General features: G+C 38.9%; 16 protein-coding genes. 15 read left to right on the top strand and 1 reads right to left on the bottom strand.

What is annotated here, in order from left to right:
* Nucleotides 1–97 precede the first annotated feature (97 nt).
* Nucleotides 98–1,156: a class I fructose-bisphosphate aldolase gene (locus VR862_RS15135; protein ID WP_324721869.1), complete on the top strand. Its 1,059-nt coding sequence runs from the start codon at nucleotides 98–100 to the stop codon at nucleotides 1,154–1,156.
* Nucleotides 1,157–1,856: 700 nt separating this feature from the next.
* Here the strand turns inward: VR862_RS15135 and rimO are convergent.
* Nucleotides 1,857–3,212, bottom strand: a complete 1,356-nt coding sequence (gene rimO / locus VR862_RS15130) for a 30S ribosomal protein S12 methylthiotransferase RimO (protein WP_324721868.1) — start codon at nucleotides 3,210–3,212, stop codon at nucleotides 1,857–1,859.
* Between the two features lie 423 nt (nucleotides 3,213–3,635).
* Here rimO and VR862_RS15125 point away from each other — a divergent pair, with 423 nt between their 5' ends.
* From VR862_RS15125 to VR862_RS15060, 14 genes are all read left to right on the top strand, one after another.
* On the top strand, nucleotides 3,636–4,283 hold the full coding sequence (locus VR862_RS15125) for a hypothetical protein (RefSeq protein ID WP_324721867.1): 648 nt from the start codon (nucleotides 3,636–3,638) through the stop codon (nucleotides 4,281–4,283).
* Between the two features lie 1,420 nt (nucleotides 4,284–5,703).
* A complete protein-coding gene (locus VR862_RS15120; protein WP_324721866.1) occupies nucleotides 5,704–6,183 on the top strand; it encodes a UpxY family transcription antiterminator in 480 nt (159 codons plus the stop codon).
* 947 nt (nucleotides 6,184–7,130) lie between these two features.
* Entirely contained in the window at nucleotides 7,131–8,534 is a 1,404-nt protein-coding gene (locus tag VR862_RS15115) for a nucleotide sugar dehydrogenase (protein ID WP_324721865.1), read from the top strand.
* Nucleotides 8,535–8,559: 25 nt separating this feature from the next.
* Nucleotides 8,560–9,921: an oligosaccharide flippase family protein gene (locus VR862_RS15110; protein WP_324721864.1), complete on the top strand. Its 1,362-nt coding sequence runs from the start codon at nucleotides 8,560–8,562 to the stop codon at nucleotides 9,919–9,921.
* Nucleotides 9,922–9,935: 14 nt separating this feature from the next.
* Nucleotides 9,936–11,207, top strand: a complete 1,272-nt coding sequence (locus VR862_RS15105) for a hypothetical protein (protein WP_324721863.1) — start codon at nucleotides 9,936–9,938, stop codon at nucleotides 11,205–11,207.
* A complete protein-coding gene (locus tag VR862_RS15100) occupies nucleotides 11,204–12,400 on the top strand; it encodes a glycosyltransferase (RefSeq protein WP_324721862.1) in 1,197 nt (398 codons plus the stop codon). Before VR862_RS15105 ends, VR862_RS15100 begins: the two co-directional genes overlap by 4 nt.
* Nucleotides 12,393–13,415 carry a polysaccharide biosynthesis protein gene (locus tag VR862_RS15095; protein ID WP_324721861.1) on the top strand — a complete coding sequence of 341 codons (1,023 nt, stop codon included), beginning with the start codon at nucleotides 12,393–12,395 and terminating at the stop codon, nucleotides 13,413–13,415. The genes VR862_RS15100 and VR862_RS15095 overlap by 8 nt, the downstream gene beginning before the upstream one ends.
* Nucleotides 13,416–13,518: 103 nt before the next feature.
* Nucleotides 13,519–13,830 carry a sugar epimerase gene (locus VR862_RS15090; protein ID WP_324721860.1) on the top strand — a complete coding sequence of 104 codons (312 nt, stop codon included), beginning with the start codon at nucleotides 13,519–13,521 and terminating at the stop codon, nucleotides 13,828–13,830.
* Between the two features lie 31 nt (nucleotides 13,831–13,861).
* Nucleotides 13,862–14,980: a polysaccharide biosynthesis C-terminal domain-containing protein gene (locus tag VR862_RS15085; RefSeq protein ID WP_324721859.1), complete on the top strand. Its 1,119-nt coding sequence runs from the start codon at nucleotides 13,862–13,864 to the stop codon at nucleotides 14,978–14,980.
* A 9-nt stretch (nucleotides 14,981–14,989) separates the two neighbouring features.
* Complete coding sequence (gene wecB, locus VR862_RS15080) at nucleotides 14,990–16,123, top strand: non-hydrolyzing UDP-N-acetylglucosamine 2-epimerase (protein WP_324721858.1); 1,134 nt, start codon at nucleotides 14,990–14,992, stop codon at nucleotides 16,121–16,123.
* A 4-nt stretch (nucleotides 16,124–16,127) separates the two neighbouring features.
* A complete protein-coding gene (locus VR862_RS15075; RefSeq protein WP_324721857.1) occupies nucleotides 16,128–17,276 on the top strand; it encodes a glycosyltransferase in 1,149 nt (382 codons plus the stop codon).
* A 39-nt stretch (nucleotides 17,277–17,315) separates the two neighbouring features.
* The gene (locus tag VR862_RS15070; protein ID WP_324721856.1) at nucleotides 17,316–18,518 is read left to right on the top strand and encodes a glycoside hydrolase family protein; all 1,203 of its coding nucleotides are present in this window, start codon (nucleotides 17,316–17,318) and stop codon (nucleotides 18,516–18,518) included.
* A gap of 67 nt (nucleotides 18,519–18,585) precedes the next feature.
* On the top strand, nucleotides 18,586–18,930 hold the full coding sequence (locus VR862_RS15065) for an acyltransferase (protein WP_324721854.1): 345 nt from the start codon (nucleotides 18,586–18,588) through the stop codon (nucleotides 18,928–18,930).
* Between the two features lie 17 nt (nucleotides 18,931–18,947).
* A complete protein-coding gene (locus VR862_RS15060; protein ID WP_324721853.1) occupies nucleotides 18,948–19,667 on the top strand; it encodes a WecB/TagA/CpsF family glycosyltransferase in 720 nt (239 codons plus the stop codon).
* Nucleotide 19,668 lies beyond the last annotated feature (1 nt).

Genomic DNA, 19,668 nt, shown 5'->3' with positions numbered 1-19,668 from the left:
TTATACATATTTTAAGAAGCTGCTGTTTAAGGTTTATAGCTAAAAATCTTAACTTCAGCTTCATACGCTTAAAAATCAACCAAAACACCCTTTTGCTATGAGCGAGATAAACAAGATAACCGAACTTCTGGGGGATGAAGCAGAATCTCTACTGGGATACAAAAGCGAGAAGATTCCGAAGGAAAGACTTACGAAGCCGGGTCCTGAAACCGTCGATAATTTTACTGAAAGTGACCGGAATCCACAGGTTCTTAAAAATCTGGCGCAGCTCTACAACCACGGTGCACTCAGCGGAACGGGCTACCTCAATATTTTACCGGTAGATCAGGGAATTGAGCATAGTGCGGCCGCGTCTTTCTATAAGAACAAAGACTACTTCGATCCCGAAAATATTATCAAGTTAGCTATTGAAGCCGGCTGTAACGGCGTCGCTTCTACTTTTGGCGGGCTCGCACTTCACGCGAGGAAATATGCTCACAAAATTCCTTTTGTAGTAAAGATCAACCACAATGAGCTAATGACCTATCCCAACAAATATGATCAAATCCCCTTCGGAAGCGTTCGGGAAGCCTGGGATATGGGAGCAACAGCTATAGGTGCTACTATCTACTTCGGAAGTGAAGAAAGCACCCGACAAATTCAGGAAGTAGCTGCAGCCTTTGAAGAAGCACATCAACTGGGAATGGCCACCATTCTCTGGTGCTACACCCGAAATTCAGCTTTTAAGAAAGACGGAAAGGATTACCACACCGCCGCCGATCTTACGGGGCAGGCCAATCACATTGGTGTCACGATCAAAGCCGATGTGATCAAACAAAAGCTTCCGGAAACCAATTTCGGCTTCCGGGACATCAACTTTGCTAAACATTCAAAAGAAATGTACGAGAGCCTTACTACAGATCATCCTATAGACCTTTGCCGCCTGCAGGTGGCGAACTGTTATATGGGTAAGATCGGGCTTATTAATTCTGGTGGGGGTTCTGAAGGAGATTCAGATTTTAAAGCCGCTGTAAAAACAGCCGTGATCAACAAACGCGCCGGCGGCTGCGGACTCATCATGGGACGTAAAGCCTTTCAGCGGCCACTTAAAGATGGGATAGATATCCTAAGAAGCGTACAGGAAGTTTATTTGGCCAAAGAAATTGACCTGGCGTAGTGAGTTGACCTGCAAGGTTTCCAAAACCTTGTAGGTCTTATAATAGGAGAAATACAGGTCCAGGTTTAGACCCTGAAATAAATTAAGGGTGACGAAAAGAAGGAAACGTCATGCTGAACTTGCTTCAGCATCTCTGACGTCGCCAAAACTAGACCCTGAAATAAATTCAGGGTGACGAAAAGAGTGAAACGTCATGCTGAACTTAATTCAGCATCTCTGACGTCGCCAAAACAAGACCCTGAAATAAATTCAGGGTGACGAAAAGAAGGAAAGGTCATGCTGGACTTGTTTCAGAATCTCAAATTTTGCGAATCAATACCCTTAAATAAATTCAGGGTGACGAAAAGATTGAAACGTCATGCTGAACTGTTTCAGCATCTCTGGCGTCGCCAAAACAAGACCCTGAAATGATTTCAGGGTGACGAAAAAAACTAAACGTCATGCCGAACTTGTTTCAGCATCTCTGGCGTCTCCAAAACAGGACCCTGAAATAAAATCAGGGTGACGACGGATACGTTACGTCATGCTGAACTTGTTTCAGCATCACAAACTTCGAGTCAATGCCATAAAATGAATTCAAAGAATAACCCTTTCAGGGTTTCGAACCCTAAAAGGGTTGCAGTGGTCTAAGAAAAAAAACCTCTCAGCTCTTGAAGAGCTGAGAGGTTTATACAACAACATTCTGATCCCTGATCACCGATCACTGACCACTCGTTTTGAACAGCTCCTTCCGCTTCGGCTTTTCTGCGTTCGCGTTTACAGGCTCTCCAAAAAGGTCAAAATCGGCAGCATCTGTGATCTTGACATCGTAAAAATCTCCGGTTTTCAGGTAGATCTTTGTCGCATCGATGTGTACCTCGTTATCAACATCGGGGGAATCATGCTCTGTTCTCCCCACATAGTTCTCCCCTTCCTTTCTGTCAATGACAACTCTAAAGGTTTTTCCGATTTTTTGCTGATTAAGTTCCCAGGAGATCTGCGACTGGATTTCCATTATCTCATTAGCCCTTTCCTGCTTCACTTCCTGCGGCACATCATCTTCAAGATTATAAGCGTGGGTGTTCTCCTCATGAGAATAAGTAAAACATCCAAGGCGTTCAAAACGCATATCTTTCACCCACTGCTTCAGCTCCTGAAAATGTGTTTCGGTCTCCCCGGGATAGCCAACAATAAGAGTGGTTCGAATTGCCATTTCCGGAACCCTGTTGCGAAATTCCTTCAGCAGATTAGTAGTTTTTTCTTGGGTAGTTCCGCGGCGCATGGACTTCAGGAGATCATCTGAAATATGCTGCAAAGGGATATCCAGATAATTACAGATCTTCAACTCTCGCTTCATCAGGTCCAGCACATCCATAGGAAATCCGGTTGGGAAGGCATAGTGTAACCTTATCCATTCAATTCCCTCCACCTTCACCAGGTTTTCAAGAAGTTCGGCTAAATTTCGCTTTTTATAGAGGTCTAATCCGTAGTAGGTAAGATCCTGCGCGATAAGAATTAGTTCCTTCACTCCCTGTGCGGCAAGTTTCCTTGCTTCCTCCACCAGGTTTTCAATGGGTGTGGATTTGTGTTTCCCACGCATTAGCGGAATAGCACAAAAAGAACACGGCCTGTCACAACCTTCAGCGATCTTCAGGTAAGCATAATTTTTCGGAGTAGTAGTTAACCGCTCTCCAACCAGTTCATGCTTATAATCGGCTTCAAGTGCGGCAAGAAGTTCAGGCAGTTCGGTAGTTCCGAAGTACTGGTCCACGTCCGGGATCTCTTTAACCAGATCTGGCTTATAGCGCTCGCTGAGACATCCGGTCACGAAGACTTTATCCACTTCACCTTGCTCCTTCAGCTCTACGTACTCTAAAATGGTATTTACCGACTGTTCTTTTGCGTTATCAATAAAGCCACAGGTATTGATCACCACAATATTTCCCTCCTGCTCATGCACCACATCCTTGTTGTTTGCCTTCAACTGCCCCATCAAAACTTCACTGTCATAGACATTCTTGCTACAGCCAAGGGTGACCACATTGATCCTGTTCTTCTTTAACGACTTTGTTCTCATACACTTACTTATCAACAATTTAAAAACCTCACAGGTTTCTGAAACCTCTGAGGTTTCAAAATGAAAGATTTCTAAAAGGGCTGCAAAGATACGATCAAATTTGACAAATCTCACATCCAACAACTTATGCTTTTAATTCTAAAAATCAGGCTGTAATGATTTAAAGGAAGAAATCTTTTTCAAAATATCTTCCTGGCCTCTTTCCGGCAGATTTTAAAATTTTTCGCGGAAGCAAAACAGACAGGTATGGTTGGTACGGGCGGAAACCTCAAAGTGGAGATCTCCAAAAATTGCCTGCTGAAGGTGACGTTATCAGGTTTAGGCACAAAACTTTTTAAAAAATTGGATTGCTTCTTTTTTATTCAATAAAAAATGAAATGCTTACACATTCCTTATCTTTACCCGTACCAACTAAGAATTACCATGAAAAAACTCATTCTCCTTCTCTCACTCCTGACTCTCCTCACCTCCTGCTCTCAAAAAGAAGAACAAACCATAGTCCAAAAAATAGCCGAAGCAAACGGCATCCAAAATTTTGAAGATGTGGAGGAACTCCGCTACACCTTCAATGTCAGAGTCAATGATACCTTAAGAACCAGCAGGGCCTGGACCTGGAACCCGAAGACAGATATGGTTACCCTCACCACTCCCGACAGCACGGTAACCTATAACCACAAAACAGAAGCCGCGGAAAACGAGAAGACAGATCAGCGGTTCATCAACGATCAGTACTGGCTACTATTTCCGTTTCACCTGGTGTGGGATGAGATGGAATGGGAATATTCAGAAGAGGCTACAGCGCCCATCAGCGGCGAACAGATGCAACGAATAACTGTAAAATATCCCGACGGAGCCGGTTATACTCCCGGTGATATGTATGAAGTCTATTTTGGTGACGATTATATGATCAAAGAATGGGTGTACCTATCTGGCGGCAGTAGGGAAAATCCTTTCGCCACCACCTGGGAGGATTATGAAGTACATGAAGGGATCGCTATTGCCAAAATGCACAAAAATGCAGACGGGAGTTTTGAGTTGTATTTTACGGATGTTAGTGTAAAACAAGAATAACTACGAATGTAGAAATTAGAAGTACGAAATAGTTCTGTTGCGGGTTGCGGGTCGGGGTTACGTGTTGCGGGTTGCCTGTTGCCTGTTGCCGGTTTCTTTGGAATTCTTTCGATAAGCTTTTCTTCAACTTTTAAAACTGCCTGACCACTGAATACGGCCTACTAAATTTTTCTAATTATCTGTTGTTGATTACTTTTTTTTCTCTTTTTAGTCCTCTCCTTCGGAGGGGTGCCGATAGGCGGGGTGGGAAATTTACTCCGCCTTTTCCCGTTTTACCCTGACCCTAAAGGGAGCCGGGAAAAGCACTGGATCTTTTAGAAATAGCCTTCGGTTTTTGGCGGAAAAAATTTACAAGTTTCACCTTGCAGCTATTAATGGTTGTGTTTTTGTCGTGTTGCCGGTCACCAGTTGCCCGCCTTTAAAGCCCGTAGTTTTTGGCTGTTGGCTTTTTACCGTCTTTGCAAAGGAGTCCCGAGACTTCGGGACGACTGAAGCAATCTCCTGCTCAAGGAGTGAAAAGCTTCCTCTGTTTTACTTTTAGACCTTCCCTTTCTGACCCTAAAAGCATTTAGCTGGTGGCCCTGCAACGTTAGCCGTGGGCCTTATTACAACTACAGAAAATTCTTGCTCCTACAAATATTTCTGGAAAAGTCCCCTCCTCAGGAGGGGTGCCGATAGACAGGGTGGTAAATATTGCTCCGCCTTTTCCCGTTTTACGCCACACTCCAAAGGGAACCGGGAAAAGCACTGGAACTTTTAGACATAGCCTTTGGTTCTTGGCGGAAACGTGTTGCCGGTCACCAGTTGACCGTCTTTAAACCCCTTAGCCATTGGCTGTTGGCTTTTTACCGTCTCTGCGAAGGAGTCCCGAGACTTCGGGACGACTGAAGCAATCTCCTGCTAGAGGAGTGAAAAGCTTCCTCTGTTTTACTTTTAGACCTTCCCTTTCTGACCCTAAAAGCCTTTAGCTGGTGGCCCTGCAACGTTAGCGTGGGCCCTATTACAACTACAGAAAATTCTTGCTCCTACAAATGTTTCTGGAAAAGTCCCCTCCTCAGGAGGGGTGCCGATAGGCAGGGTGGGAAATTTGCTCCACCTTTTCCCGTTTTACCCTGGCCCTAAAGGGAACCGTAAAAAGTTGCAGTAAAGAGAACAAATTCGTGAATTCGTGGCTTTTTTAATTGCATCTCAATTTATCCCCTTAAAGATTCTCTAATTACCAATCCCGAATTAATAATCAACGAACATCTGTGCATCCGTGGCAAAGTTGCGGGTAATCATCTTCAAATTAGCCAATCTTCAAATCTTCAAATCTACCAATTTTTCTTATTTTTGTATCTCTCTGGAAGAAACTCTTCCATTTATAATTTCTGCTTCCCTACCGCAGAAAAGACATAATCAAATCAACAGAAAAATCCATATGAACTGGTACGCCCTGTACACAAAGCCGCGGTGGGAAAGAAAAGTCGCTAAGGAACTTGAGGAACAGGGAATAGAAGCTTATTGTCCTCAAATCACGGAAGTCCGCCAATGGAGCGACCGCAAAAAAAAAGTCACCACTCCCCTTTTTAAATCCTATGTTTTTGTACATCTGGAAGATAAAGACCGGGCTAAAGTCTTTGAAACTCCCGGAGTGGTTCAATATCTTTTCTGGCTTGGCAAACCCGCCATTGTTCGTGATGAGGAGATAAAAACGATCAAAGCATGGTTGGAAGACGAGCGGGTGGAAAATGTGGAAGTCAGCCACCTCTCCCCCGGCGACCGCCTCATCATCTCCAATGGCAGCTTCAAAGACAAAGAAGCTATTGTACAGGAGATCGGCAACAAACGTCTTAAATTAATCCTGCAAAGTCTCGGACTGGTGGTGAATGTGAGGGGTTCGGATGTTCTGGAAAAGTAAGGATTGGTGATTAGTGATTCCTAAAAAGCTTTTGGCCACTAGCTTTTAGCCTTTAGCTCTTTTGTTCAAAGCTAAATTTGAATCAGAGCTTGTTTCTTTTGTCTCTGTGAAGATCTGCGCGATCTGCGGGAAACCTTTAAATGGTCAGAAAATCAATTGTGGAACTAATAATTAAGTTATCACTAATTAACCATTATTCCTTAATCTTTAATCATTTCACCGACTTGGCTCTTGCTTCTCGAAATAAATTCCTGCATTCGCGGCTCTTTCTAGCCTACAGAATTAACCCACAACTGAGAACCGAAAACTGAGAACGGAGTGCGCAAACGTTTTCTTACAAATTTTACCTGACCACCTTCTATTTATTCAACTTCTTTAATTATTCTGCCCTCCCACCTCCTGCTCAATTTTCTTTACGGAAAACCGTAAAATCAACACTCTTTTATCATCTTGTTCATAACTGCAGCAGAATTTAACACTAACAATTTGTCTTAAACAAAAGTTAACAAATATATTTGCAGGCGCAATTAACATGATCCCGTTAAACGGATTTTCATGCATTTTGTCGGACTGCAGGCCATAAGTTTTTGGGACTGAGAACGGCGAAGCCGTGGCCTCCGCAGGCGGAATTTCGGGTTCAAAATTTAAAATTCAAGATTAACTGCCCACTGATCACCGACCACTGAATACTTCTTTTCAAGAGCCCCTACCCTCCTGAAAAGTCGAAAACATAAGAATGCCAATTATCTTCCTTTCCGTACCCTGCATCCACTCCCTACAGGATCACAGGCAACGGAAGGTAGGGCAGCAACCCGGATATCCCGGACCTAATTACACGTACATAAAGAACATAAAAAATTGCCGAATAAATCGTTCCTTCTATGAACTTTTATCCGCCGAAGTATTAGCGAAGGTGGACCGAACTATCGACTCCTAATAAATAAAACATGAATACAGATTCTCCAAAAATAGCAGTAATAGGCCTTGGCTATGTTGGCCTTCCCCTTGCCAGACTTTTCGCCACTAAATATCCTGTTATAGGTTTTGACATAAACGCCAAACGTGTGGAGGAACTTCAAAAAGGTCATGATTCCACTCTGGAAGTGGAAGATGAAGTGCTGCAGGCAGTACTGCTAAAGAAATATCCGCTGCCTATCGAGATGCCAAAGGAAGGTGAAGAACTTGCTATAGCAGGGCATTGGAATACTCCTTCCCGATTGAATGGCAGCACCAAGGAAGCAAAACCGACAACCGACAACTCACAACCGACAACCGGCTTGTACATTACCAGAGACCTCGGAGACATCCAGGACTGCAATTACTACATCATCACCGTTCCAACTCCGGTGGACAAAAACAATCGCCCCGATCTGACTCCCCTTTATAAAGCCAGCGAGAGTGTGGGAAGAGTATTAAAAACAGGAGACATAGTGATCTATGAATCTACAGTTTATCCCGGTGCTACCGAGGAAGAGTGCGTGCCTGTGCTGGAAGAATTTAGCAACCTCAAATTCAACAAAGATTTCTTTGTGGGTTATTCCCCTGAAAGGATCAATCCGGGAGACAAGGAGCATACGGTAGAAAAGATCTTAAAAGTCACTTCAGGTTCCACTCCGGAAATTGGAAGAAAAGTCGACGACCTATACAAAAGTGTTATCACCGCCGGCACCCATTTGGCTCCTACTATAAAAGTAGCCGAGGCCGCCAAGGTAATCGAAAATTCTCAGCGGGACATAAATATTGCCTTTGTAAACGAGTTGGCCAAGATCTTTAATAGAATGGAGATCGATACCAATGATGTTTTAGATGCAGCAGGAACCAAATGGAATTTCCTACCCTTTAAACCCGGTCTGGTGGGCGGACACTGCATTGGGGTAGATCCTTATTACCTGGCGCAAAAGGCACAAGAATTGGGATATCATCCGGAAATAATTTTGGCCGGGAGGAGGATGAATGACTCTATGGGACAATATGTGGCATCTGAAGTTATTAAGCTAATGCTGCAAAACGATTTAAAAGTAAAAGGAGCCAACATCCTGGTACTGGGAATCACTTTTAAAGAAAACTGCCCGGATGTTCGAAACACAAAAGCTGTGGATGTTGTAAAACAACTACAGGAGTATGGTACTCAAGTGACAATTTACGATCCCCTGGCGAATCCTGCGGAGGTAATGCACGAATATGGTCTGCAAAGCGACAATATTCTTCCCAAGGAGAAATTTGATGCGGTGGTGTTGACGGTAGCTCATAAAGAATTCCTACAAATGGAAATTGATTTCCTCAAAAATAAAGATGCGGTTGTTTATGATGTGAAGGGAGCCTTGAAACTTCCAGGTATTTACTCTTTATAGAACATAGTTTTTAGTAAATTTTTCAATGCTATTAACTTTAAAAAATATAAAACATAAAATCTTTAGAGGAGAAACTCGGAGCGTAAAAGCTAAGAAGAATATCTCTCTGATGTTCTTAATCAAAGGAATAAGCATATTATTAAATTTAGCTTTTGTTCCGCTTCTAATTGATGTCTTAGACACTGAAATTTATGGCATCTGGTTGACAGTTACTACAATTGTCGGATGGATCGGCTTTTTTGATATTGGTCTGGGTCACGGGCTGAGAAATAAACTAGGGGCTGCTATTGCGGAAGGAAAAGAGCAATTGGCAAAATCTTATATTAGTACAACTTATATAACTCTTTTTTTTATAACCATCTGTATTATCGCTTTTCAATTTGCGATCATACCACTATTCAATTGGGCAGAGCTCTTAAATGCTCCTACAGAGATGAACCCGGAATTAACTCGGCTTGTTACCTGGGTTGTCTTTCTGTTCTCCTTGCAATTTTTATTTAAGTTAATAACATCAATAATGCTTGCACTGCAAATGCCAGCATTTTCTTCACTAGTTGTCACCTTAGGACAACTTTCAGCTTTTATAGCTGTCTTATGTCTGGTGAAGCTTAACCTGGAACCGTCCTTATTATTGCTGGGCATAGTCATTTCCTCAGCACCGGTAATTGTATTATTTCTTTCATCTATTATTATATTTTCTGGAAAATACAGAATTTACGCTCCGTCTTTTTCCCATTATGACAAAGCACTTATCGAATCAGTTCTTTCTTTAGGATCTAAATTTTTCCTGATTCAACTGACTGCTTTATTTTTATTTCAGGCGAACAATATAATTATCGCTCATACTGGTGGACCTGCAGATGTAACAGAATTTAATATTGCCTACAAGTACATAGGATTAATACATATGGCTTTTGCTATTATTGCTATGCCTTTCTGGTCGGCTACGACTGAAGCTTTCAGTAAGAATGACATAAATTGGATTAGAAAATCATTGAAGTCGCTAAACCAGTTATGGATGGTATTTACTCTAGGTGGAATACTTCTTATTCTAGGTTCGGAGTTTATTTACCAGTTATGGATAGGTGAGGCACTAAAAGTGGATTACTTTATTTTATTTCTTATGTTAGTTTACTTCTCTCTTTTTATGAGGTGGACAATTTATGGAACTTTTCTGAATGGAATTGGAAAAATCCGACTGCAGTTCTACATAACACTTTTAGAAGCTATAATTCATATTCCCCTAGCCTATTATTTCGGTGTATTGTGGGGTATACCAGGTGTATTATTTTCCATGATTTTAGTTGCGGCCATTAATGTCTTATGGCCGCCAATTCAACTAAAAAAAATAATAACAGGTATCGCTTCGGGACTTTGGAATAAATAATTTTTACGGAAAAAATGACCTATGAAGTAATAAATAGAAAAATAGATAAATTTATTCTGGTGATCATTGTGATTATGATGTCCGGAGCATCTTTACTTAATGATCATGATGAATTACTAATTATTATTTTTACCCTTATGGGTTCCGCAATGTTGGCCAGAAAGCAAAGGATAAATCCTTTCATTATTGGAGTAATTGTATTATGGCTGTTCATAAACATCATCTCCTTTCTGTACAATGAAACTGGTTTAAGTCTGAACACTTTCCTCGGATACCTTCTCCGCCTATTAATTCCTTTTTTTGGATTGAAATTGATAGGAATAACCTTTTGGGAAAAGCTGGAAAATCTTATTTACAAAATGGCTTTATTAACAATACCCATTTTTATTCTTGACTTAATTTTTCCCGAAATTTTTAATGCTCTAAAGCCCATTTTCGAGCCGCTTACTAGTAATACATTTTATAGAAAAGAATCGCAATCTAGTTATTGGTACTCATTTTTTTACACCCACTCGGGCAGAGAAGGTATTCGCAACAGCGGATTTATGTGGGAACCAGGTGCATTTGCAATGGTTTTAGTCCTTATGATTATATATAACTGGTGCACTAAAGGTTTTAGATTTAGCAAACGTGTCTGGATATATTCAATCCTTATCATAACTACTTTTTCAACTGCAGGATATTTAGCTCTTGCCTTTCTATTAGTTGCTTATGTTCAAAAAGCAAAGAAGCTTCATGTAAGCGTAATTTCAATGGTTTTATTAATCGTTTTTGTATTAGTAGGTCGCTCAATGGATTTTCTTGGTCCCAAGATTGAACGCTTCCTAAGTGAAACAGAAAACAATATTCTGTATGAACAGGGCTATTCAAATAGATATGAAGCTAATAGAGTCGCATATTTTCTAATTAATTTAACAAAAAGTATTGAATTACCCACTGGATATGGTGTAGTAGAAGATAAAGAATCCTTTTTTTCTGTCCAAAAAATTGTGGGTGTTAATGGTTTAGGAGATATTCTGCTCATGTGGGGATGGCTAGGTTTACTTTTTGTATTATTTTCTATATTTAAATTCTGTTCTGCAATTTCAACCGTGAATTTATCGTATTTCACTATTTTCCTTTTATCCATTGCTATCCTTATTACCTTCTTCTCTAACCCAATCGAAACGAATCCTATTTTGTTTCTGGTTGTTTTCACTCCTCATATATTCAAGATTAAGGAACAATTACATGAATTTGATTTTCAGCAAATGCTGGAAGATCACAAACAAAACATAGCTAAATGATAAAGCGAATTGGTATCGTTTGCTCCTATCCAATACCTGAAGGTATGGCTGCTACGACAAGAATAATGGCTTACTCTAAGGGCATCGTACAACAGGGTGCGAAGGTAGATGTTTTTTCATACGTCCCCTCGGGTGAAAGCTTTTCATCTTCATATAATAATGAAGGCTTTTTTCAAGGAGTTTTCTATTGCTACCCTTTTAGAAGAAAAAGGCTTAAAAATAGATTTCTTCACAAAGCTGAAAGTATTTATTCCATTGCCCTTACTCTGCGGGCCATAAGAAGAAGAAACTACCAAGAGCCTTATGAAGCTATTATTATAAGCAACGACAATCCCTTTATTTTATACTGCTTTTCAAAATTTGCCAAAAGTATAGGAACAAAGTCAATATTTATATTCGATGAATATCCCATTCCAATTAGAAAATATTTAAAAAATAATATTTCTTACCTCAAAACTCTGGGATATAAATTCACCTTGAAAAATGTTGACGGCTATATCACTATGACTCAGAATTTAGCGAATTTTTACTGTAAGTTGAAGCCTAAACCTTTTTTCCTGGTATCTTCTATAACGGATATTGACCGCTTCACCAAAACTCCAGAACTACCAGCTTCAAAAAAGAAAAGGATTACTTACATGGGAAATATGGAGTTGTCAAAAGATAATGTGGATAATATTATCAGAGCTTTTGCCTTTTTAGCATCTAAACGCGATGATATTGAATTATATCTATATGGAAATCCTACACCCCAGGATAAAAAATATCTTATAAATCTTTCAAAGACTCTTAGGGTTGAATCAAAAGTCTTTTTTGGTTTTGCAGAATTTAATAAAGTTCCAGACTTACTAGCAAATTCACAAATTTTGGTTTCTTCACAACCAAAGACTAAAAGGGCTGAAGGTGGCTTCCCTACGAAACTAGGAGAATATTTGGCCACAGGTGTCCCTGTATTATTAACTAATGTAGGTGAAATTTCGAAATTCGTTAAACATAAAGAACACGTTTTTTTCTCGAATCCAGAGGATCCTGAGGATTTTGCAAATGAACTGCAATGGATTCTTGCCAATTACTCATTTGCTAAAGAAGTTGGGTCAAGGGGAAAAGAAGTTGTTTTAAAAAAATATTCTCACATCACTGCAGGTAAAGGCATTTTAAATTTTATTAAATATTTAAATCAAAAAGATGCATAATTCAGAATTAAAAAATAAAGTATTACTCATCACGGGAGGCACCGGCTCATTTGGAAATGCGGTTCTAAATCGCTTCCTGCAGACCGATCATTTCCGTGAAATCAGAATCTTTTCCAGAGATGAGAAGAAACAAGACGATATGCGAAATGAACTCCAGAACGAAAAATTAAAATTCTATTTAGGAGACGTGCGTGATTATCAAAGTATTGAAGTGGCAATGAGAGGAGTCGATTATGTTTTTCATGCTGCCGCTTTAAAGCAGGTGCCATCATGTGAATTTTTTCCTATGCAGGCTGTTCAAACTAACGTTATAGGAACTCAAAACGTCATAACTGCCGCAGCAGCAAACCAGGTTATAAAAGTTATTTGTCTCAGTACAGATAAAGCTGCTTATCCCATTAATGCAATGGGAATTTCCAAAGCAATGATGGAAAAAGTAGCAATCGCAGCTGCAAGGAATCTAAACAAAACTACTGTCTGTCTTACCCGTTATGGAAATGTCATGGCTTCGAGAGGTTCAGTAATACCACTTTTCTTGAAACAAATTAAAAATAACCAGCCACTAACCGTAACTGACCCAGAAATGACCAGGTTCTTAATGTCTCTAGAAGACGCTGTTGAGTTGGTGCTTTTTGCTTTTGAAAATGGCAACGCCGGAGATCTCTTTGTTAATAAAGCTCCTGCAGCAACTATAGGTGATTTGGCTCAAGCAATGAAAGAATTGTATAGTTCGGACAGTAAGATAAAAGAAATAGGTACCCGTCACGGTGAAAAACTTTATGAAACTCTCTGTACCCGGGAGGAAATGTTGAAAGCAGAAGATATGGGTGATTTTTATCGTATACCGGCAGACAATCGCGATTTGAATTACAACAAATATTTTTCAGAAGGTGAAGGCCATATTTCGGAAGTTGAGGATTATAATTCCCATAATACCACTCGATTGAACGTTTCTGGAGTGAAAAATTTAATAGAAAAATTAGAACTAATACAGGAGCAGGTATTAATCTCTTAATTATATTGAATCCAAAGATCATTAGAGGAAACTCTTTTACCGATGCAAGAGGCTCTATATTTTATAATATAATTTTAATACGACTCAGGCAAAAAGGATTTATGTGACAGAAAATGTTGATATAAGTTTTATTCGGGGTTGGCAAGGGCATAAAATTGAACAACGGTGGTTTTCCGCCGTGAATGGATGTTTTAAAATAGAGTTGAGAAAGATTGATTCAAACGGAGAGATCTCCGAAGGATCGGAACTCCGTACCTTCATTCTCCATTCAGAGAAATTAGATGTTTTACATGTGCCGGCCGGTTACGTTTCTGCAATTAAGGCACAGGAGGAAAATTCAAAATTACTTGCCATGGCAGATCATTTTACAAACGAGGTTCAAGATGAGGTTCGTTGGGAAAAACAATCTAACTAAAATAACATCTATTTAAAAACAGTATTTTATAATGAAAAAAATAGGAATTACCGGCCAATCTGGTTTTATAGGAACGCATTTGTATAATAATGTCAAGTTGTTCCCACAGGAGTTCGAACTGGTGCCTTTTAAAAAGGAATATTTTAAAGAACCCGAAAAATTAGACTTTTTTGTTGAGCAATGTGACGTAATTGTTCATTTGGCGGCAATGAACAGGCATAAGGATCCTGAAGTACTTTATAAGACCAATCTAGAACTTACGCAAAATTTAATCTCCTCTTTAGAACGAACCGGAGTGGCGCCGCATGTGTTAATTTCCTCATCTTCACAGGAAGAGCGGGGTAATTTATACGGAAAATCAAAAAAGGACAGTAGAGAAAGATTGGTCCAATGGGCAAAAAATACTGGTGCGACTTTCACTGGTATGGTTATTCCTAATGTATATGGCCCTTTTGGAAATCCATTCTATAACTCGGTAGTTGCTACTTTCTCTCACCAGATTGCTCACAATGAAACCCCAGAAATAGAAGTGGATGGAGATTTAAAACTGATTTATATATCGGAACTGGTCGGTGAGGTTGTACAAAAAATAAAGGAAAGTAAAACAGAACACATTTGCCATATCCCTCATACAGCTGAAGCTAAGGTATCGGAATTACTACATTTACTGAAAAACTTCAAAGAGGTTTATCAGGATAATGGAGAGATCCCGTCTTTCAAGAATTCTTTTGAATTGAACTTATTCAATACCTATCGCTGTTATATGAACATCAAGGAGCATTTTCCGGTGAAATTTGAACAACATACTGATGATCGTGGTTCATTTGTGGAAATTGTTAGATTAGGCATAGGGGGACAGGTTTCCTTTTCCACCACTGTACCAGGAATTACACGTGGAAACCATTATCACACAAGAAAAGTTGAAAGATTTGCAGTAATCAAAGGAAAGGCTTTGATACGATTACGGAGGATAGGAACAGATGAGATCTTAGATTTTGAACTTAACGGGGATGAGCCAGCTTATGTGGACATGCCGATATGGTACACGCATAACATTGAAAACATTGGGGATGAAATCCTATATACTAATTTCTGGATCAATGAACCCTATAATTCAGAGGATGCAGACACGTTCTTTGAAGAAGTTTAAAAAATAACTATGAAAAAATTAAAGGTTATAACCGTTGTTGGTACCCGGCCTGAAATTATAAGATTATCAAGGGTTTTAATTGCATTAGATGCTTCGGAAGCAATTGAACACACTATCATTCATACAGGACAAAATTATGACTATGAGCTAAACCAGATTTTTTTTGAAGATCTGGGGATACGGAAACCTGATCATTTTCTTGAAGCCGCCGGGAAGTATCCAGCTGAAACAATAGGGAATATTTTGATAAAAATAGATCCCTTGTTAGAGGAAGTTAAGCCAGATGCTTTTTTAATCCTAGGTGATACCAATAGTTGCCTTTGTGCAATACCTGCAAAAAAAAGACATATCCCTATTTTTCATATGGAAGCTGGGAACAGATGCTTTGATCAACGTGTACCCGAGGAAACTAACAGAAGGATTGTAGATCACACTGCAGATGTTAATTTGACCTACAGTGATATTGCGAGAGAATATTTACTAAGGGAAGGCTTGCCGGCAGATCGTATAATAAAAACAGGCTCTCCTATGTTGGAGGTACTCCAGCATTATTTGCCTCAAATAAAAAGTTCTGATGTCTTAAAAAAACTGGAGTTGAAGAAGGAAAAGTATTTTGTTGTTTCGGCCCATAGGGAGGAAAACATTAATTCCCAAAAGCATTTTTCAGAGTTAATGGATAGCCTTAATCAGGTAGCCAAAAACTACAAATTACCTGTTATAGTAAGTACTCACCCAAGGACCCGCGCCATCCTGAAAAGATCGGGTCTGGAGATGCATGAAAACATAATTTTCCTAAAACCACTTGGTTTTTTTGATTATAACGCACTTCAAATAAACAGCTTGGCGGTATTATCTGATAGCGGAACCATTTCTGAAGAAGCTTCCATTTTGGGGTTTTCAGCGCTAAACATAAGAGAAGCGCATGAAAGGCCCGAAGCAATGGAAGAGGCTGCCGTAATGATGGTAGGTGTAAAGCGGGAAAGGATTTTACAAGGCCTGCAACAAATATTGAGTGAAAAAAGAAATGATGCTCAGTTTGATAAAGTCAAGGATTATTCCATGCACAATGTAAGCCATAAGGTGGTAAGGATTATTATATCCTACTCAGATTATGTAAAAAGAGTTGTTTGGAGTGAAAAATAATAGAATGAGAATAATGTACTCACACCTTGGACGCGAGGGGAAAGATGGTTGGGGTCGTTCGTTCTACATGGCTAAGGCTTTGGCAAGTCATGGGCATGAAGTAACGTTTTTGACTACCAGACAGGAAAGATCTTTTTTTACAATTAATAAAAGAAAGTACAACGGAGTAAATATAATTTCTTTTCCAGACGTAATACCCGGAAAATTGAAATCGGCAGGATTTGGATTTATTAGCCTCTTTCTCAAAATATTGCATGCTATAGGAAATAAGTATGATTTAGTTGTTGCAGATTGCGGTCATAGACCCTCCGGCTTACCTTGTATTATAAACAGAATGGCTCACAACTCTCTTTATTTCTCTGAATGGTGGGATTATTTTGGAGATGAAGGATATTACAAGGAAAAAGGATTTTTATTTAAACTTTTCTACGGCAAAATAGAAACTTGGGCAGAAATCGCCGATAAAAAAAATGCCGATGGTGTCATTGTCCTTTCAACCTTAATGAAAGATAGGGCTTTGAACCATGGAGTGTCAAATGTGGAAATTATTCCCGGAGGATCTTTGGTTCAAGAATTAAAGAGGCATAATCACGGTTCCCTTGAAAATAAAAGAATCAATTTTGTCTACTTGGGAATGAGCAATGGAGAAGTGAACGAGCTTGAACCCTTTCTAAAAGCAATAGGAAGAGCGGAGTTCAAGGATAAGGTAAGGTTTGTTACATATGGCAGCTTTCTTAATGAAACAAATTTGCAGAAATATAATCTCTCACATGTTATAGATGAAAGAGGTTGGATAGATTATTTAGAATCTGGGGATGATTTAAAGGATTCCGATGTTTTCGTGCAAATTAGGAGGGATAATGTAATTTCAAGAGCGGGTTGGCCAAATAAACTTGGAGATTATCTAGCGTTAGGGAGGCCAATATTAATTTACCCGTATGGAGATTTGAACAATTTTACAAAACAATATCCTGCCGGCTTTTTCGTAACTCAATTTGATGAAGAAGCGATTGCCCTTAAGATTCACTACATCCTGAAGAGAAAAAAGGATTTTGAAAGCATGGGACTTGCAAATAGAAAAGTTGCTGAAGGTATTTCTTGGGAAAAAAGAGCAGCAGATATATTAAAGTTTTATAGTGCGACACTTTGTTAGAAAAAATAAGAAAATAATTTTGACTTATTTAAAAATTTTATGACAAATCAGAAAATCGAAAAGAGTTTTCAGGACCTCCAACTATTTTGTGAGAAAGAAGAGTATAAAGGGTGGGATCCGTACGATGGAATGAATTCGAAACTTTTTCAAGCTACTCCATTTAAGAAAATAAAACTGGCAAGAATGGCTTGGATCCAATTATTTAAAAGAAACCCTATAAATCTTAGACCCTATGTTGGAATAACAAAAGGCTATAATCCTAAAGGAATAGGTTTATTTTTGACAGGTTATTGCAACCTCTATCAAATTGCACAATCTGGAAATAATAGGTTCGGTACTCCAGAAAATATTTTAGAAAAAATAAATTTTTTAGCAGATTTAGTTATCCGTTTAAAATCCGATGGATATTCAGGTGCTTGCTGGGGCTATAATTTTGATTGGCAATCTAAAGCCTTTTTCCTTCCAGAAAAAACACCTACTGTAGTAGCCACATCGTTTGTGGCTGAAGCCCTCATTTATGCTTATGAATGCACTTCCAATCAAAGATATTTAGAGACAGCTGTGTCATCAGCAGATTTTATTTTAAAAGATCTTAATCGTATTTCTAAGCGGGACAACCTTTTTATGTTTTCATATTCGCCTTTGGATAATAGAGCAGTATACAATGCCACACTTTTAGGCTCGCGACTTTTATCAAAAATATTTCATTATTCTCAGAATGACGAGCATCAAAAAGCAGCTTATATTTCTGCTAGAGCAGTATGTCAAACTCAAAAGGAAGATGGAGCTTTTTTACACAGTGATCAAGTCGGAAATAAATGGAGAGACAACTTTCACACAGGATTTAAACTGGAATCTTTAGCAGCTTACCAGAAAAATTGTAAGGATTACTCCTTTAATGATAATATTGAAAGAGGTTTCAATTACTGGGTAGATAATTTCTTCCTTTCTGATGGAACAGCGAAATATTATGATAATAGTATCTATCCCATTGATTTACATTGTGCAGCTCAAGCAATCCCCACACTTTACAAAACCGATAAGTTCAAAGATTTTCCAAACTTAACTGAAAAAATAATTTTATGGGCAATTAACAATATGCAGAATAAAAAGGACGGCTCATTTTACTTTCAACAATCCCGAAACAAAACCATGAATAAAATTACCTACTCTAGGTGGCCTAATGCCTGGATGTTTTATGGGATTAGTTTTTATTTATTTTATCAAACGAAAAATGGTTAAACTTCGTCAATTGGTTAGGTTAATCGCAATTACCGTTAAACACTGGTACTTCACAAAAATATATTGCATGAATATTGCTAAGAGTGCAAGAATTTCATTCGGCACTAGATTAGATAAAACTAATCCTAAGGGTATTCATATTGGTCAAGAAACATATTTAGCTTCAGGAGTAATAATGTTTACTCACGATTTTTGTAGGAATTTAAAAACAAACACTTTTATTGGAAAAAGATGTTTTATTGGCTCCAGGTCAATTATAATGGCTGGAATTCGAGTCGGTGATGAAGTAGTCGTTGGTTCAGGTTCAATAGTGACAAAAGATGTTCCTTCTAATTCCATTGTGGCCGGTAATCCTGCCAGAATTATTAGGTCTGGTATCCGAACAGGTAAATTTGGAAAGCTCCAAAACTAATCTTCAAATCTTATTCAATGTCATTTAAGCCAGTTCGAGTTAATAACACAAAGATTTATCCCTTTAAAAATTTTGATCAACTTCTACAATTTTGTGAAAATGAAAAGAAAATTTTAATTGCGATCAATGCCAGAAAAATCATCAATGAAGATCCAAATTTAAAGGACTTGATTCACCACAACATTGGTTACGTAGATGGTGTGGGTGCTAAAATAGCAATAAGAAAGAAAACCGGTCTCACAGTTGCAAAAATTCCTGGTTGTGAGCTTTGGTTGGAAATTATTAAAAAATTCCAAAAGACAAAATCCTTTTATTTCATAGGTAGTAAGGACAGGGTTATTGAAGCAACTGTAAAAAAACTGAAACAGGATTTTCCCAATATTAAGATTAAAGGGTACAGAAACGGATATATTAAATCCGAAGAAGAAAGAAATGCACTGTACAGAGATCTTAAAAAAAAGAAGCCCTCAATTATTTTTGTGGCAATGGGCTCCCCAAGACAAGAGTATTTTATGAGGGATTGTTTAGCAGTCCACCCTGCTCTGTACCAGGGATTGGGTGGCAGTTTTGATGTTTATTTAGGAAACAAAAAACGCCCCCCAAAATTACTTATAGATTTCGGTTTAGAAGGCGCCGCCTTAGCGGTCACCGAAGGTCTGAAGAGCCCATGGCAGAGGACGAAACGTTCTTTTACCGTCCTGAAAATGTTTTTCATGCTCTACACCAACAAAATATAAC

The organism is Salinimicrobium aquimaris (genome assembly GCF_035607535.1).
Taxonomy (GTDB): domain Bacteria; phylum Bacteroidota; class Bacteroidia; order Flavobacteriales; family Flavobacteriaceae; genus Salinimicrobium.
This window is presented reverse-complemented; position numbering and strand designations above follow the sequence as displayed.

Bases quoted from the DNA above. Each gene is read 5' to 3' on its own strand.
- VR862_RS15105 (WP_324721863.1), top strand. From the start codon at position 9,936: ATGACCTATGAAGTAATAAATAGAAAAATAGATAAATTTATTCTGGTG.
- VR862_RS15060 (WP_324721853.1), top strand. From the start codon at position 18,948: ATGTCATTTAAGCCAGTTCGAGTTAATAACACAAAGATTTATCCCTTT.
- VR862_RS15085 (WP_324721859.1), top strand. From the start codon at position 13,862: ATGAAAAAAATAGGAATTACCGGCCAATCTGGTTTTATAGGAACGCAT.
- VR862_RS15100 (WP_324721862.1), top strand. From the start codon at position 11,204: ATGATAAAGCGAATTGGTATCGTTTGCTCCTATCCAATACCTGAAGGT.
- VR862_RS15120 (WP_324721866.1), top strand. From the start codon at position 5,704: ATGAACTGGTACGCCCTGTACACAAAGCCGCGGTGGGAAAGAAAAGTC.
- VR862_RS15115 (WP_324721865.1), top strand. From the start codon at position 7,131: ATGAATACAGATTCTCCAAAAATAGCAGTAATAGGCCTTGGCTATGTT.
- wecB (WP_324721858.1), top strand. From the start codon at position 14,990: ATGAAAAAATTAAAGGTTATAACCGTTGTTGGTACCCGGCCTGAAATT.
- VR862_RS15095 (WP_324721861.1), top strand. From the start codon at position 12,393: ATGCATAATTCAGAATTAAAAAATAAAGTATTACTCATCACGGGAGGC.
- VR862_RS15125 (WP_324721867.1), top strand. From the start codon at position 3,636: ATGAAAAAACTCATTCTCCTTCTCTCACTCCTGACTCTCCTCACCTCC.
- VR862_RS15070 (WP_324721856.1), top strand. From the start codon at position 17,316: ATGACAAATCAGAAAATCGAAAAGAGTTTTCAGGACCTCCAACTATTT.
- VR862_RS15065 (WP_324721854.1), top strand. From the start codon at position 18,586: ATGAATATTGCTAAGAGTGCAAGAATTTCATTCGGCACTAGATTAGAT.
- VR862_RS15110 (WP_324721864.1), top strand. From the start codon at position 8,560: ATGCTATTAACTTTAAAAAATATAAAACATAAAATCTTTAGAGGAGAA.
- VR862_RS15135 (WP_324721869.1), top strand. From the start codon at position 98: ATGAGCGAGATAAACAAGATAACCGAACTTCTGGGGGATGAAGCAGAA.
- VR862_RS15075 (WP_324721857.1), top strand. From the start codon at position 16,128: ATGAGAATAATGTACTCACACCTTGGACGCGAGGGGAAAGATGGTTGG.
- rimO (WP_324721868.1), bottom strand. From the start codon at position 3,212: ATGAGAACAAAGTCGTTAAAGAAGAACAGGATCAATGTGGTCACCCTT.